The sequence below is a fragment of the Microlunatus sp. YIM B11417 genome (assembly GCF_059617205.1).
The window spans coordinates 1037296-1050904 of sequence record NZ_JCAMPJ010000001.1 but is presented as its reverse complement, the minus strand read 5'-3'; the positions used below and the strand labels follow the sequence as shown (position 1 = coordinate 1050904).

Annotated in this window: 13 protein-coding genes; 4 read left to right on the top strand and 9 right to left on the bottom strand. The window is 72.0% G+C overall.

What is annotated here, in order from left to right; genetic code table 11:
* Positions 1–37 precede the first annotated feature (37 nt).
* Complete coding sequence (locus AC6CCG_RS05345; protein ID WP_496653433.1) at positions 38–844, top strand: class I SAM-dependent methyltransferase; 807 nt, start codon at positions 38–40, stop codon at positions 842–844.
* 6 nt (positions 845–850) lie between these two features.
* Here the strand turns inward: AC6CCG_RS05345 and AC6CCG_RS05340 are convergent, their stop codons facing one another.
* From AC6CCG_RS05340 to AC6CCG_RS05315, 6 genes are all read right to left on the bottom strand, one after another.
* Entirely contained in the window at positions 851–1807 is a 957-nt protein-coding gene (locus tag AC6CCG_RS05340; protein ID WP_496653432.1) for a UbiA prenyltransferase family protein, read from the bottom strand.
* A gap of 185 nt (positions 1808–1992) precedes the next feature.
* Positions 1993–2160: a hypothetical protein gene (locus AC6CCG_RS05335; RefSeq protein ID WP_496653431.1), complete on the bottom strand. Its 168-nt coding sequence runs from the start codon at positions 2158–2160 to the stop codon at positions 1993–1995.
* 155 nt (positions 2161–2315) lie between these two features.
* Positions 2316–5795: an ATP-binding protein gene (locus AC6CCG_RS05330; protein ID WP_496653430.1), complete on the bottom strand. Its 3480-nt coding sequence runs from the start codon at positions 5793–5795 to the stop codon at positions 2316–2318.
* Positions 5792–6538, bottom strand: coding sequence for a DUF4194 domain-containing protein (locus AC6CCG_RS05325; RefSeq protein WP_496653429.1), 747 nt, complete (start codon positions 6536–6538; stop codon positions 5792–5794). Before AC6CCG_RS05325 ends, AC6CCG_RS05330 begins: the two co-directional genes overlap by 4 nt.
* A 24-nt stretch (positions 6539–6562) precedes the next feature.
* The gene (locus tag AC6CCG_RS05320; protein WP_496653428.1) at positions 6563–8128 is read right to left on the bottom strand and encodes a DUF3375 family protein; all 1566 of its coding nucleotides are present in this window, start codon (positions 8126–8128) and stop codon (positions 6563–6565) included.
* A 39-nt stretch (positions 8129–8167) separates the two neighbouring features.
* Positions 8168–8959, bottom strand: coding sequence for a GNAT family N-acetyltransferase (locus AC6CCG_RS05315; protein WP_496653427.1), 792 nt, complete (start codon positions 8957–8959; stop codon positions 8168–8170).
* Between the two features lie 85 nt (positions 8960–9044).
* Here AC6CCG_RS05315 and AC6CCG_RS05310 point away from each other — a divergent pair, with 85 nt between their 5' ends.
* Together AC6CCG_RS05310 and AC6CCG_RS05305 are read left to right on the top strand one after the other, a co-directional pair.
* On the top strand, positions 9045–9437 hold the full coding sequence (locus AC6CCG_RS05310) for a VOC family protein (protein WP_496653426.1): 393 nt from the start codon (positions 9045–9047) through the stop codon (positions 9435–9437).
* Between the two features lie 131 nt (positions 9438–9568).
* Positions 9569–10579 (top strand): carbohydrate kinase family protein, encoded by a 1011-nt coding sequence (locus AC6CCG_RS05305; RefSeq protein ID WP_496653425.1) that lies wholly within the window; start codon positions 9569–9571, stop codon positions 10577–10579.
* 12 nt (positions 10580–10591) lie between these two features.
* Here AC6CCG_RS05305 and AC6CCG_RS05300 read toward each other — a convergent pair whose 3' ends face one another.
* The 3 genes from AC6CCG_RS05300 to AC6CCG_RS05290 are packed head-to-tail and all read right to left on the bottom strand — an operon-like array spanning position 10592 to position 12407.
* Positions 10592–11278: an aspartate/glutamate racemase family protein gene (locus AC6CCG_RS05300; protein ID WP_496653424.1), complete on the bottom strand. Its 687-nt coding sequence runs from the start codon at positions 11276–11278 to the stop codon at positions 10592–10594.
* The gene (locus tag AC6CCG_RS05295) at positions 11275–12168 is read right to left on the bottom strand and encodes an aldolase (RefSeq protein ID WP_496653423.1); all 894 of its coding nucleotides are present in this window, start codon (positions 12166–12168) and stop codon (positions 11275–11277) included. Before AC6CCG_RS05295 ends, AC6CCG_RS05300 begins: the two co-directional genes overlap by 4 nt.
* Before the next feature lie 56 nt (positions 12169–12224).
* Positions 12225–12407, bottom strand: coding sequence for a hypothetical protein (locus tag AC6CCG_RS05290; protein ID WP_496653422.1), 183 nt, complete (start codon positions 12405–12407; stop codon positions 12225–12227).
* Positions 12408–12536: 129 nt separating this feature from the next.
* Between AC6CCG_RS05290 and AC6CCG_RS05285 the strand changes: the two genes are divergently transcribed.
* Entirely contained in the window at positions 12537–13607 is a 1071-nt protein-coding gene (locus AC6CCG_RS05285) for an FUSC family protein (protein WP_496653421.1), read from the top strand.
* The last annotated feature ends 2 nt before the right edge of the window (positions 13608–13609 follow it).

Genomic DNA, 13609 nt, shown 5'->3' with positions numbered 1-13609 from the left:
CATGATCATGATCGCGACCCCGCGCCGGAGCTGATCGATGTCCGACCACTCTCCGACCGGTTACCGCCGCGGCTTCGACGCCGCCGCGGCCGACTTCGACGCCCTGGGGCTGCACCTCTGGGGTCCGATCGGCCGGGCCACCGTCGCCGCCACCGAGCCAGGGCCCGGCGATCGGGTGCTCGACGCCTGCTGCGGTACGGGAGCGTCGGCGATCCCCGCGGCGCACGCCGTCGGCCCGGACGGTTCCGTCGATGCGGTCGACGTCTCGCCGCCCATGATCGACATCGTCCGCGCGGCCGCCGCGACTCTGCCGCAACTGCACGGCCACGTCGCCGACGTGCTCGGCTGGTCCGGGTCCGGCTACGACGTGGTGCAGGCCGCGCTCGGCATCTTCTTCTTCCCCGACATGGCTGCCGGCACCCGCCGGTTGATCGGGATGGCCCGGCCCGGCGGCCGGATCGGGTTCACGGTCTGGCGGCGCGGTGCGATGGAGGTTCCGGGTGATCATCTGGCGCGCGCCGTCAACGCCGTCACCGGCGCCCCGCTGCCCGCACGCAGGCCCCACCTGATCAACGAGGTCAACGCGGCCGAGCCGTACGCCGGCTGGCTCGAGGGCCTCGGCCTGACGTACGTATCGGTGATCACCGACGAGCGGCGGCTCGACCTGACCGAGGAACTGGCCTGGTTGATCATCACCGGCTCGGGCTACCGGTCGGCGATCGCGGGACTCCCCGGAGATCAGGTCCGCGCGGTACGAGCCCGCTACCTGGAGACCCTGGCCGGCGACGGCATCACCGAGGTCGATGCCACGACCTTGATCGGCGTCGGCACGGCGCCCGGCTGACCATGATCACGAGCCGGTACCCCAGTCGGTGATCACGCCGCAGTAGGCCAGGACGAAGGCTGTGCACGGGACCAGGTAGGTCGCCGCCACGACCGTGATCGCCCGGAAGCCGGGCCGGCGCCGCAACAGCATGCGATAGGCCACCAGCAGGATCGGGGCCATGATCAGATGCAGCGGCAGCAGCGAGCGGTCGAGCACCGTTCCCGTGCCCGCGAGCACGGCCGCCACGACCGCACTGGCGGTCCACAACGCGAAGCCCAGTTCGAAGGTCGCCCGATCGCCGAGGGCCACCGCGGTGGTCCGGGCCCCGGCGGCCTGGTCGGCCGGCCGGTCGACCAGCGTGGTCGGCAGGTAGAGCGCGGCGACCGCGAGCGAACCGATCAGCGCCATCGGCCACGGGAAGCCGGTGAGCGTTCCGGTCAGGGCGACCCAGCCGCCCAGCGGGCCGAGGCCCGCGACGGCGAACGCGTTGACCGCGACGTCGGCGCCGGGCCGCGCCTTCAACCGCAGCGGCGGAGTGCTGTACGCCCAGCCGAGCAGGACGGTCAGCCCGACGCCGAGGGTGAACAGCCCACCGAGCGGGAGCGCGGCGAGCACCGCGGCGGCGCCGGCCGCGATCCCGATGCCGATCGCGTGGCGGCGGTCGAGCAGGCCGGTGACCAGCGGCGCGTCGGCCTTCCGCGGGTTGCGCCGGTCGGTCTCCTGATCATGGGCGTCGTTGATCGCGAGCACGGCCAGCCAGATCAGCGGACCGGCGATCAGCCCGGCGTACGCCAGCGTCACCGCCTCCACCCCGGTCGGCACCAACCGCCGGGTCGCCAGCACGAAACCCAGGTGCAGGGCGACCAGCGAGACGAGCCAGAACTGCGGCCGGGCCATCGCCAGCACCGCCACCCAGCGCCGGCCCGCGGCCCGGCCGGGTCCGGGATCGAGCCTGGTCGTGGTCCCCGCGGATTCCGGCATCGCAGGCCTTTCGCTCGGGTCGGAGCCCGGCACCGCGCCGACTCCTACCTCGATCACAGCACCCCTCCCGGCACCGGCCATCCCCCGCAAGGGTGATCACCACCCTCCTCCCGGGCCGATTCGACGGACAACGTGGAACTTCGAACCCACCAGACCCGGCGCAGAGTTCCACCTTGATCGGAAGGTCAGCCGACGAGAGCGTGGGCCACGGTGAGCGGGATGCGTTCCTGTTCGACCCGCAGGTGGCGCCGCCAGTCGGGGGCCGTCAGGTTCAGGTGCACGTCGCGTTCGGCAGCGGTCAGGTGCGGCAGGTCCTTGCGCTCGCCGCTGCCTGATGCCGATCCCGCGCGCATCGAGTGCAGGGCGCCGGATCGCCTCCGGCGTCTCGGATCCGATGATCGCCACGGTCCTCCCGGCCAGGACTCGATCACACCAGGATCACCGGCACTGGCGAATTCCCGCCCGGGTGACCTTCAACGGCCGAACTCGTCCACGACGGTGATCATGATCACGATGCGCGCTCGCCGGCTCCCTTGCGGGCCAGATGGATCGGGTACGAGCGCTCGGCACTGTCCTTGGTGACGCCGATGACGATCCCCATCGACTGTTCCAGGGCGCTGAACTGTCCCTCCGGGGCGCCGACGACGAGCTGGAACCCGAGCCGCCGCCAGGCATCCACGCCGCGCGCCGCATGCCGGACGTCGGCCTTGATGAACGCCTCGTCCAGCACCACCGGCATGAAGCGCGGCCGGTCCCGTTCCTCGTCGCCGAGGTGGTAGCGCAGGGCGGCCCCGACGATGAACGCGGTCAGGGTCTGCGTCTCGCCGCCGGACTTGCCGCGGAGATAGTCGTACCCGGCGCCACGGATGCCGTTGCCGTCCACCTCGCTGGCGGTGACCTTCAGGTGCTTGCGGACGTCGAGCAGCAGGTTGCGTTCGCGCTCGTCGCCCTGCGGCCGGATCCGGTCCACGGTGGACCGGATCGCCTCGAACTTGGCCTCGATCTCGTCCAGCCCCATCCGCGGGTCCATCGAGCCGCTGGCCAGCGTGCGCAGCGCGTTCTTGAACGACACCACGACCCCCGGCGTCCGGGCCGAGCTGTTGATGTCGAGCGTGGTGTCGTTGCCGAACGGGATCTCGGCAAGGATCCGCTTGATCGGCCGCAGCCGCTCCTCGATCTCATGGTGGGTCCGGTCGTACGCGTTGTGCAGCGTCATCAGGTCCTCACCGCCCCACTCGATCACCTGGCGGGCCCAGTCCTGCCGCTGCTCGCTCAGCCCCTGCTCGCGCAGGTCGGTGAGGATCGCGTGGTAGTCCTCGTACGAGGCGAGACCGGTCCCCCGGTTCGGGTCGTACCACTCGTTCTGGAAGGCGGCGAAGGCACTGGTCAGACCGGTCACGGCGGTCTCCAGCCGGCTCTGGGCCAGGTTCTGGCTGTTGGCCAGCTCCCGCGGCAGATGCCCCGGCTGCTTGCCGCGCAGGTCGACGTACTCGTCGAACGTCTCCAGCGTGCCGTCCCAGGTGCTGTCGGCCAGGGCCTTGTCGAGCAGTTCCCGCTGGTCGTCGGTCAGGACGATCGACTCGTCGTCCTGCATCGCCCACAGGTGTTCCCGGAGCTGGTCGGCGCCCTCGGTCAGGTCGCCGCGCCGGCGCTCGCAACCGGCGGCGAGTTGTTCCTGTTCCCAGGAGAACTTCTGCGCCTGTTCCCGCTCGGCCTCCAGTTCCGCCAGGTGTTCGCCGAGCGCCTGGAGCTTGTCCTTCGAGGAGAGCAGTTGCGCCTTGGAACCGTTGTAGTCGTCGATCTCTCGGCGGGCGCCGGCGACGTCGATCTCGGACCATTGCGTGTGGCCGATGTGTTCGCAGCCGCTGCGGCGCCGGACCAGCCGTTCCCGGTCGCTCTCCACCGCGTCGAGATAGGTCTCGAGTTCGGAGATCTCCGGTTCCAGCCGCTCGATCTCGGCGCGCAGCTCGGCCCGCCGGGCGTCGTTGGAGAAGCCGATCGTGCGCCGGCCGTGGCCGCCGTGGGCGCCGCGGCCCCGCCGCTGGGTCTGCCCGGACCGGGTGACCCGGGGCTGATCGCCGTCACCGAGATCCTCCGCCCGGTCGACGCACTCGTGGACGAACTCGCGGTTCAGGTGCTGCCGCAGCCAGCCCTCGAACGGGCTGCCGGGCTTGACCAGCAGTCGGCCGGCCAGCACCGCCTCGTCTGCTGTGGCAGGGATGTCGAGGCCGGTGGCGACGCCGCGGTACTCGATCCGGAGCGGGCTGCGCAGGCCGTCGATCGCCTTGCGCAACGTGTTCCGGTGCCGCTCGTCGACCAGGATCGTGTTGGCGAAGCCGCCGAGCACCGCATCGGCGGCGACCCGCCAGTCCGCGTCGTACTCCTCGGCCATGTCGATCAGTTCGCCGACGAACGGAAGGTCCTCGACGGCGAGTCCGGCGGCGTGCGCGAACTCGACCCGGATCCGATGCCGTTCCGGATGGATGTTGCCGGCCCGCTGGCCGAGTTCGGCCTCCTCCTTCCGGGCCGCCTCGCACTGGGCCTTCAGCTCGCCGTGCCGCAGCGTGGTGTCCCGGACGTCCTGCCGCAGCCGCCGTTCCTCGTCGGCGTAATTGGCCAGGAACTCCCGGGCGTGGCTCTGGGCCGCCGCGAAATCGTCCTCGGTCTGCGGCGTCTGGATTCCGAGTTCCCGGGTCGCCCGCTCGTACGTGTTCCGGGAGTTCTCGACCTGGCCCAATCGCAGCTGCAGCCGTTCCAGGGTCGCGTCCAGCGCCTCGATCTCCGCGCCGCCGAGATCGGCCCACTGGCGCCGCTTCTCCTTGACCTGCGCGGTCAGCTCCTTGACCCGGTCGTCCCAGCGGGACTTCGCCGTCTTCGCGGCCAGCTCCGCCTCGGCCGCGGCACCGATCGCCGCCTCGAACAACGCGTCCTTGCGCGTCTCGGCCCACAGCACGAACGGTGACCGGTCCGGGTCCCGCAGCTTGAGCGTGTCGACCCGCTCGATCTCGTCCTGCGCGTCCCGGAGCGACGCATGGTGCTCCTCGATGTCGGCCAGGATCCGGGCCTGCTTCTCCTTGTCCCGCATCTCGCGGTGCATCTCGTCGAGATGATCGAAGGAGCCGATCACGGCGTCGGCGACCGCGAAGGTGCTGGGCCGTTCCAGGACCAGCTGCTTGAACAGGGCATCGACGCTGGTCACCGCCGAGCCGGCGTGCAGGTCGTAGAGCAGCCGGAGCGCCTTGGCGCCGCCCTCGGAGTGCGAACCGATGTTGAGCTGCCGCTGCGCGTGGTCGGCGTAGTCGCCCGGGGTCAGCATCCGCAGTCCGGGCAGGCCCCGCTCCATCAGGTCCTTGCGGAAGGACTTCACGGCCAGCGGCTCGAACAGTTCGACGATGTGGTGCTCCCGCAGCCCGCCGGTGTAGGTGGCGAACCGGGTCTGCAGGTCCCCCATCCGGGCCGCCTCGCGCGGCGCGTAGAACAGCCGGAGCAGGGTGAACCGGGCCCCGGTCGTCGAGGCGAACACCATCGCGATGCAGGACCAGGTGTCGGCGCCGTCGCCGCGCAGCTGGAGCGGCTTCATCGAGCCGTCCGGCTGCTCGGTGTGGTCGTAGACGCCCCGGACGTACGTCAGCGGCGACCGGATGCCCTCACCGCGGGTCTTGGCGCCGGTCTCGTTCGAGGCGGAGTTGAGCGGCTTGTTCGGGTGCATCAGACACGTGTACGCGTCCAGGATGGTCGACTTGCCGGCCCCGGTGGCCCCGGAGATCAAGGTCGACTCGGGGTCCAGCTCGACCCGGTGCACGCCGTCGAAACCGCCCCAGTTGCAGAGCAGGAACGCCTCCGCGCGCCACTGCTGGTTCCGGTCGTCGACCGGGCTGAGCAGCGCCGACTGCGCCGGCTCGTCCATGATCACGTCCGCCCCGGCCGACTCGTCCATGATCGTTTCGGGCATGATCGTTTCGGGCGTGATCGTTTCGGACTGGGTCATCGGCCCTCCTCGCTGGTCGGCTCGTCACCGTCGTCGCTGTCGTCGGCGTCGTCGCCGGAGTCGGCGCGCTGCTCCGGCGGGCCGTCGACCGTCAACGCCTCGGTGAACGCCTGCAGCTGCTCGACGGTCAGCAGCGTCTCGATCACCGGCGAGATCCGGAGCCGGTCCGGATCCTCGGTGACCTGGAGAAAACGATCTTCGGTCAGCCGCTCGATCGCGCGGACGGCGACCGCGTCGGCCCGGACCTGGTCCTTGACGTCGGCCGGGCGGATGTACTGCAGGGTCTCCAGCAGTTCCGACCGCTCGACGTACGCGGCCTCCTCGCCGTCCCGCTTGGCCCGGTGGTGGGCGTCCCGGATCCGAAGCAGGACAGCGATCTCGTCGCGGGTGTAGCTGCGGTTGATCAACAACGTCGGGAACGCGCGGCCGAGCTCCTGCCCGGCCTGGCGCTTGTACGCGACCTCGTTGACCGGGTCGATCACCAGTTCCAGGAACATGTCGTTCAGCCGGGACCGGAGCTCGTCGGCGTCGTCGACGATCGCCTGGTACTCGCGCTGATGCCGATAGGCGGCGACGTGGGTGCGCTTCAGCAGCAGCACCAGCGCCCGCCGGGTGATCAACCGCAGGGTGCCGGTGTCACCGTCGAAGTAGACCCGGTCGTCCCCGCCGTCGTCGATCTCGAGATCATCGAGGTCCGCGACCGCTTCCTGATCTTGGTCCTGCTCGAGCTGGGTGTCAGTCATCGGAGGCCGTACTCCCCTTCTTCATCAGCGGACCTGAACCGTGTCGACGAACGTCAGGGCAGGCCCCAGGTACGTCACCGTCGACCCGTCCGGCCGGACCGCGTGGTATTCCTCGACCGGCAGCCCGGGACGCAGCGCCCCCAGCTCGGTCGCCAGCGTGAGCAGACCGAGCAGGTCCACCGGCCGGCGCAGTTGATCGGGCAGTCCGTTGAACAGCGCCGCCGACGCGGCGATCCGGCCGCGCACGGTCGCCCGCCGGATCTCGGCCGCCAGCTCCTCGTAGAACGGGCCGCCCTTGGCCCGCAGCTCGTCGGCCGAGAAGTCGCCCGGAGCGGTACCGTCGGCAGCGGACAGCGGCTTCAACGAGGTCGGGATCCGTTGCTGGCGAGGCTTCTCGCGCAGGGTGGCGATCCCGGCGACGCCGACCTCGCCGACGGCGATCACCGGGCCGTCCGGATCCTCGCCGTCCTCGGCGTGGTGCCCGACCGGCAACGGCACCGTCGCCCGCGGGCCGTGTTCGGCGGACCAGCCGCGCAGGGCCGCCTGCACCGCCCGCAGCGCGTCGTCGAGCTCACGTTCCCGCTGGGTGTCGTTGGACAGGATGAACGAGGTGAGCCGCCGGGTCATCGCGCGCCGCTGCTCGATCACCGCCGACACGCTGTCGCCGATCATGTGCACGGTGCCGCGCAGGTCGGCCTGGGCCCGCGGCGACAGGTAGGTGTCGGCGAACGGGTGGGTCAGGATCGTGGCGATGTGCTCCTGCAACTGCTGCCGCTCCCCCGCATCGGTGAGCAGCCGCTTGGCCTGCTGGAAGCCGCGGCCGTAGCGGTCGGACTGGGCCAGGTTCCGGGCCTTGGCCAGATACTCGGCGACCACCTCGCCGTGCGGCCGGGTCTCGGAGAAGAACGCGCTGAGCAGCTCCTGCGCCAGTTCGTGGAACGACTCCTCCACCCGCTTCAGGTCGCTCGGCAACCGGTCGATGTCGTCCCGCAGCAGGAGGAACTCGTTGTGCACGTCCTCGTCGTCGGTGAGATCGACCGGGCCGCCGGCCTCCAGCCGCTCCAGCTCCGCGCGGTGACGGGCGAGTTCGTACTCCAGCCGGCCGATTTCGCCGCGCAGGCTGTGCATCCGCGCCGTCGGATCCGAGGTCGCCTTCAGCGCCAGCCGCTGGGCCCGGTCGAGGACGACCCGTACCTGCGACTCACTGACCGCGGCCCGGGTGTTCGTCATCGACTGGACGATCCGGATCGCCTCCCGCGCCTCGGCCGACATCCGGTAGACCTCGCCGCCGCCGGCGTCGGTGTGGCGCAGCAGCCAGCCCTTCTCGACCCAGGCCTTGCACGCCGACCGGACCGCCTTCGGGTCGTCGCGCGGCACCGGGAAGTCGTCGACCTCCTCCCGCAGCGAGTCGAAGGTCCGGCTGACCCGGTGGTGGAACTCCTCGGACGGCATCTGATGCTGGCCCCGGTCCAGCACCGTGGAGAGCGTCGCCAGGATGATCGGCGCCCACTTCTCCTGGCGCAGCAGCAGCCAGGTGGCGTTGCCCATCGCCTCCTGGGCCTCGAGCATGCTCGAGACCGGATCGGTCATGAAAGTTCCTCCCGTTCGGATCCGCAGTATGACGCAGCCTCAGCCGCGCTCGCGGGTCGGTCTCGGCCGTGCGACGTAGCCGCGCTGGACGTTGCCGGGCCGGAAGCCGAGCCGCCGGTACAGGTGCACCGGGGTGTCGCCGACCTCGGCGGCGATGGTGATCTCGCCGCAGTCCTGGCCGCGCAGGAGATCGACGGCGCCGTGCAGCAGCGCGCTCGCCAGCCCGGCGCGCCGGTGCCGCGGCTGGACGAAGACGTCCTCGATCACACCCCGGCCCTCCGGGGTACGCCAGCAGCACAGGAATCCGGCCAGCTCGCCGTCCCGCTCCACGCCGAGGTACGTGGCGTACCGCTCGAGGACTCGCCGGTACGCGACGATCGCGTCGGTCACCGACTGCGGGCGCGGCGCGTCGCCGTGCCGCGCGTCCTCCTCGAGATGGTCCAGCCGGAACAGGTCCCCGCGCAGCGACCAGTCCGGGTCGAGTTCGGCGGCGGGCCGGACCTCGGCCGGCGGGACCACTCCGGTCAGCCGCTCGCCGGCCGGCAGCACCAGCCGGTACTCCCGTTCGAGGTCCCAGTCCCGCAGCAGCAGTTCGGCCTCGACCCAGGCCGGGGTGTCCGGCTCGATGACGATCCGGGCGTGCTCGCCCGGCCGCCACTCGGCCAGGTCGCGGTCGAGGTCGGCGGCGGTGCTCGGGCGCAGGCCGTACAGGAAATTGGCCAGGCCGAGCGCCGGAGCGACCTCGCTGCGGACCGCGACGGACGCCCCGAGCGGGGTGGCTTCGCCGCCGAGTCCCCAGAAGCGGGTCACTTCGTCCACAGGTGCGCGCACGGCGCCACTCTAGGAGGCCGATCCAGCGAGGAGCGTACGGTCGTTCCGGCGGCCGGCTCCGGAACCCCGGCCCGAGGAGGTCAGGATGGCGGAGGACGGCGGACCGAACGGCACGGCGCGATGGGTCGGCGTGACGATCGACTGCCTCGACGTGGACCGCGTCGCGGGCTTCTGGAGCGCGCTGCTGGACCGGCCGGCCGGGCCCAGCCGGCCCGGCTGGGTCTATCTCGGGCAGCCCGGGGATGCGCTGCCCCGGCTCGTCTTCCAGCCGGTCACCGAGCCCAGCCGCGGCAAGGTCCGGCTGCATCTCGACGTCGCCGTCGACGCGATCGACCGGGGCATGGAGCGGGTGGTCGAGCTCGGTGGGCGGTTCACCGGCGAGCGGCACGACTACGCCGAGGGAGTCGTCGTGATGATGGCCGATCCGGAGGGTCACGAGTTCTGTCTGGTCCAGTACGGGCAGCGCCTGGCTGACTGAATCTCGTCGGCCGCGACGCGCCGTGGATGACGTACGGCGGTTGGTCGCCAACCGGGCACCTCGGTATCGTCGCCGGTGCGCACGACCTCAGGGGCAACCACGTCCCTGACGTGAACAGGGGGCCACACGCCATGCAGATCGCCGTCACCGGGTCGATCGCGACCGATCACCTGATGCAGTTCCCGGGTCGCTTCACCGACAGTCTCGTCGACGGCAAGCTGGAGACGGTGTCGCTGTCCTTCCTGGCCGATCAGCTCGACATCCACCGCGGCGGCGTCGCGGCGAACATCAGTTTCACGCTCGGCCGGCTGGGCATGACGCCGATCCTGGTCGGCGCGGTCGGGGCCGACTTCGACGTCGACTACCGGCCGTGGCTGGAGCAGCACGGCGTGGACACCAAGTCGGTCTACGTCTCGAGCACCCACCACACGGCGCGGTTCGTCTGCACGACGGACCAGGCGCAGAACCAGATCGCGACGTTCTACGCCGGCGCGATGATGGAGGCCGGCCGGATCGAGCTGAAGCCGATCGAGGACCGGGTCGGCCGGCTGGACCTGGTCGTGATCGCGCCGAACGACCCGTCCGCGATGCTCGCCCACACCGACGAGTGCCGGGCCAACGGCTACCCCTTCGCGGCCGACGTCTCCCAGCAGCTGGCGCTGATGGAGGGCGACGGGATCCGCAGCCTGGTGGCGGACGCCGCGTACCTCTTCACCAATCAGTACGAGTCCGAGCTGCTGATGCAGAAGACCGGCTGGACGAAGGCGGAGGTGCTGTCCCGGGTCGGCCGCTGGGTGATCACCCAGGCCGCCGACGGCGTGACCATCGAGTCCGCGACCGAGCCGACGCTGACGGTGCCCGCCGTGCCGGTGGCGCGGGTGGCCGACCCGACCGGCGGCGGCGACGCCTTCCGGGCCGGGTTCCTCTGGAGCCTGCACCGCGGCTTCGGCCTGGAGCGGGCCGCCCAGATCGGCTGCGGCACCGCCGCGCTGGTGCTGGAGGCCATCGGCCCGCAGGAGTACGCCTTCGAGCCGAGGGCCTTCGCCGACCGGATCGGCCAGGCGTACGGCGAGCAGGCCGCCCAGGACCTCCGGGCGAACCTGAACGCGCCCGCCCCGGCCGCGGTGCCCGCCGCCGGCTGAGGCCGCCGGGCGTCAGCGACCGGGAGCGAGGGCCGCGCGGGCGGCCTCGACCAGGCTCCGGACCGCCGACTCGGGTGACCTGAAGACCCGCGGATCCGCGCCCGCCAAGGCGCCCGCCATCGAAGCCTGGGCGAGCACCACCACGGCGTCGCCGGCCAGCTCCGCCTCGACCGCGTCGCGGATCAGCCGGTCGTGCCCGGCCTGATCGCCGCGCTCCCGGCGGGCCACGGCGTCCTCGATCACCAGCGACCGGACCGCGACCGTACCGCCGGCCGCAGTCTCGACCAGCCGGGTCGTCGGGCCGAGCGTGGACGCCAGCGTCGCCAGCACCGTGATGCCGCAGCCGCGCCGGGCGGCCTCGGCCGCCGCGGCCCGGGCCATCGCCGTGTCCACCCGGACCACCGGTACGGAAGCGGCCGCCGCCACCTCCTCGGTCGCCTCGCCGATCGAGGAGCAGGTGATCAACACCGCCGTCGCGCCGCGCCGGGCCAGGGCCTCGACGTGGTCGGCGATCCGCTCGACGACCAGCGGGGTCACCCCGTCGGCGATCGCGGTGTCCAGCAGCCAGGCGTCGCAGACGTGCACCCGCTGCGCGCCGCGCAACCGCTCGTCGTCGGCGACCTGGCCGGCCACCAGGGCGTCGAACACCGGCGGATGCATCGCCCCGGTGTGCAGCAGGCCCAGCACCGGCTCGTTCATCGCGCATCCCACGGCGTGGCCAGTTCGTCGACGATGGTGATCAACTTCTGCAGCCGCGGCACCGAGACCTGCTGCAGCGCGTCGGCCAGGTCGGCCCGCCCGACGACGTCGGCCCAGAGCGCCCGGCCGGCCAGGAAGCCGCTCGCCCCGGCCCGGCAGGCGGCGGCGACCGCGTCGGCGAAGTCGGCGGCCGCGACGCCCTGGGAGAGCACCACCCAGGGTCCGCTGATGCAGTCGTTCAGGGCGACGCAGGCCCGGTCCAGCTCGTCGCCGGCCGCCTTGCCGAACAGCGGCACCTGCACCTTGTACAGGCTCTGCCCGACCACGCTCAGCTCCCGGGCGGCGGTCCGGATCGCCTGCTCCCGGTCGAAGCCGGTCTCCTGCCCGCGGGCCGGCTGGACCACCGGCTCCAGGACCGACAGCAGGCCGCGTTCGGCCGCGGCGGCGGTGAACCGGCGGGCCAGTTCGACCCGTTCGGTACGGCGCTCGTCGTCCCGCCAGATCAGCAGCAGCTTGATCGCGCTGACCCCGGTCAGGTCGAAGTCGTCGGCCAGCACGACGGCGTCCAGGTCGGTGTCGTCGACCGGGCCGCCCGGTTGTTGATCAAGGTCGTCCGCGGCCAGGATCAGGCCGGTGCCGTCGGGCAGCAGCCGCTCCGCGCGGACCCGGTCGAAGCCGTAGGTGCGATCGATCAGGAAGCCGGAGGCCAGCGGGCCGAGGGCGCGGGCGACGGCGAGCTTGAACTCGACCAGGTCCGCCGGTCCGGCCTGGACGCCGGCAGCGGCGAACATGGTGGTCAGGCTGTCGCGCTGATCCATGGCGACCATCGCCAGGGCACCGCTCGGGCGGGCGATCGCGGTCAGGGACGGAGGCCGGCTCGAGTCGGGCATACGGAGATCCTGGGCAGGTCAGGTCCGGGATGCAAGCGCGATCCCAGCCAGCGACATCACGCCGGATCGTCCGGATATTCGGGCTGGCGGAGCCGGGGCGGTTCGTTCTCGTCGTTCGGCAGCGCGTCCGGGGTGTCCGGGACCGCGTCCGCGCCTCCGTACGAGGTCTCGGCGGTCGAGTAGCCGGACGGTCCCTCCGACGGCTGTCCCGACGACGGTGTGGGGCGCTGATCGTTCACGAGCCTTCGCGTACCCAGCGGACCCGGGCGCCAACCGAATCCGGTGAGAGCGTCGCGACGGATTGCCCGCCCGCGGACCGGGTACGGGGAACAGCGAGCACGAGCCGGATCGGGGGTGCAGCCGCACCGATGAACACGTCGACCCAGCCGCGGACCGCCACGGTCCACGGGCTGTACGGGGCCGTCCGTCGTACCTGGCTGCGCCATCCCGGGTGGTCGCTCGCGGCCAAGGGCGCCGTCGCGGCGACGCTGGCCTGGTTCGTCGGAACCCTCGCGCCGGCCCCGCTCTCCGACTATCCGTACTATGCCCCGCTGGGCGCCGTGGTCGCCGCGACCGGGACCGTGGTCCGCTCGATCCGGGACTCCGTCCAGTCGGTGGCGGCGATCCTGGCCGGCGCCGTGATCGCCCGGGCGGTGGACCTGCTCCCGGTGCCGGACGTGATCAAGGTCGCGGCGGTCGTCGGCACGGCCCTGCTCTGCGTCGGCTGGCGGGTGTTCGGCGATCAGGGCCCGTGGGTCGCGATGGCCGCCGTGTTCGTCCTGATCATCGGGGACGGCAACCCGGTCGAGTACATCGGCGCCTACGCCGGCCTGGTCCTGGTCGGGGCGGCGATCGGGATCGGGCTCAACCTGCTGCTGCCGCCGCTGCCGCTGACCCCGTCGGAACGGGCCCTGGACCGGCTCCGCGACGGCCTGGTCGAGCAACTGGAGGCGCTGGCCGGCTGGCTGGAGCACGAAGGCCCCCTGGAGCCGGAGGAATGGGAGCGGCGGCGGCAGCGCCTCGACCCGGTGATCGAGACCGCCCGGGCCGCGGTCGCGCGAAGCCGCGAGGCGTCCCGGGCGAATCGGCGGCTGGCCCGCCACCAGGACTGGATCGCCGCCCAGGTCCGGCGGTCCGCCGCGCTGCAGACGACCGCCGAGGTGGTCGACGAGGTGGTCCGGCTGCTGGTCGACTGGGAATCGAGCGAGCGGGACGATCTCGCCCTGGGCCACCGGCTGCGACCGGCGTTCGCCGCCACCCTGCGCCATCTCACCGCCGCCCTGGTCTCGGACGGTCCCTCCGGGGCTCGGCTGCACGAGTCCCTCGGGAAACTGCGGGAGGTCGTCCGCGAAGCCCGGCGTTCCTCGGACCAAGATCATTTCGTGGCCGGGGCGCTGACCGTCCTGCTGGCCCGGGCCGCCGACGCCCTTGATCATTGACC

Excerpts from the sequence above, each read along its gene's own strand:
- AC6CCG_RS05345 (WP_496653433.1), top strand. The coding sequence starts at position 38 with ATGTCCGACCACTCTCCGACCGGTTACCGCCGCGGCTTCGACGCCGCC.
- AC6CCG_RS05340 (WP_496653432.1), bottom strand. The coding sequence starts at position 1,807 with ATGCCGGAATCCGCGGGGACCACGACCAGGCTCGATCCCGGACCCGGC.
- AC6CCG_RS05335 (WP_496653431.1), bottom strand. The coding sequence starts at position 2,160 with ATGCGCGCGGGATCGGCATCAGGCAGCGGCGAGCGCAAGGACCTGCCG.
- AC6CCG_RS05330 (WP_496653430.1), bottom strand. The coding sequence starts at position 5,795 with ATGACCCAGTCCGAAACGATCACGCCCGAAACGATCATGCCCGAAACG.
- AC6CCG_RS05325 (WP_496653429.1), bottom strand. The coding sequence starts at position 6,538 with ATGACTGACACCCAGCTCGAGCAGGACCAAGATCAGGAAGCGGTCGCG.
- AC6CCG_RS05320 (WP_496653428.1), bottom strand. The coding sequence starts at position 8,128 with ATGACCGATCCGGTCTCGAGCATGCTCGAGGCCCAGGAGGCGATGGGC.
- AC6CCG_RS05310 (WP_496653426.1), top strand. The coding sequence starts at position 9,045 with ATGGCGGAGGACGGCGGACCGAACGGCACGGCGCGATGGGTCGGCGTG.
- AC6CCG_RS05305 (WP_496653425.1), top strand. The coding sequence starts at position 9,569 with ATGCAGATCGCCGTCACCGGGTCGATCGCGACCGATCACCTGATGCAG.
- AC6CCG_RS05300 (WP_496653424.1), bottom strand. The coding sequence starts at position 11,278 with ATGAACGAGCCGGTGCTGGGCCTGCTGCACACCGGGGCGATGCATCCG.
- AC6CCG_RS05295 (WP_496653423.1), bottom strand. The coding sequence starts at position 12,168 with ATGCCCGACTCGAGCCGGCCTCCGTCCCTGACCGCGATCGCCCGCCCG.
- AC6CCG_RS05285 (WP_496653421.1), top strand. The coding sequence starts at position 12,537 with ATGAACACGTCGACCCAGCCGCGGACCGCCACGGTCCACGGGCTGTAC.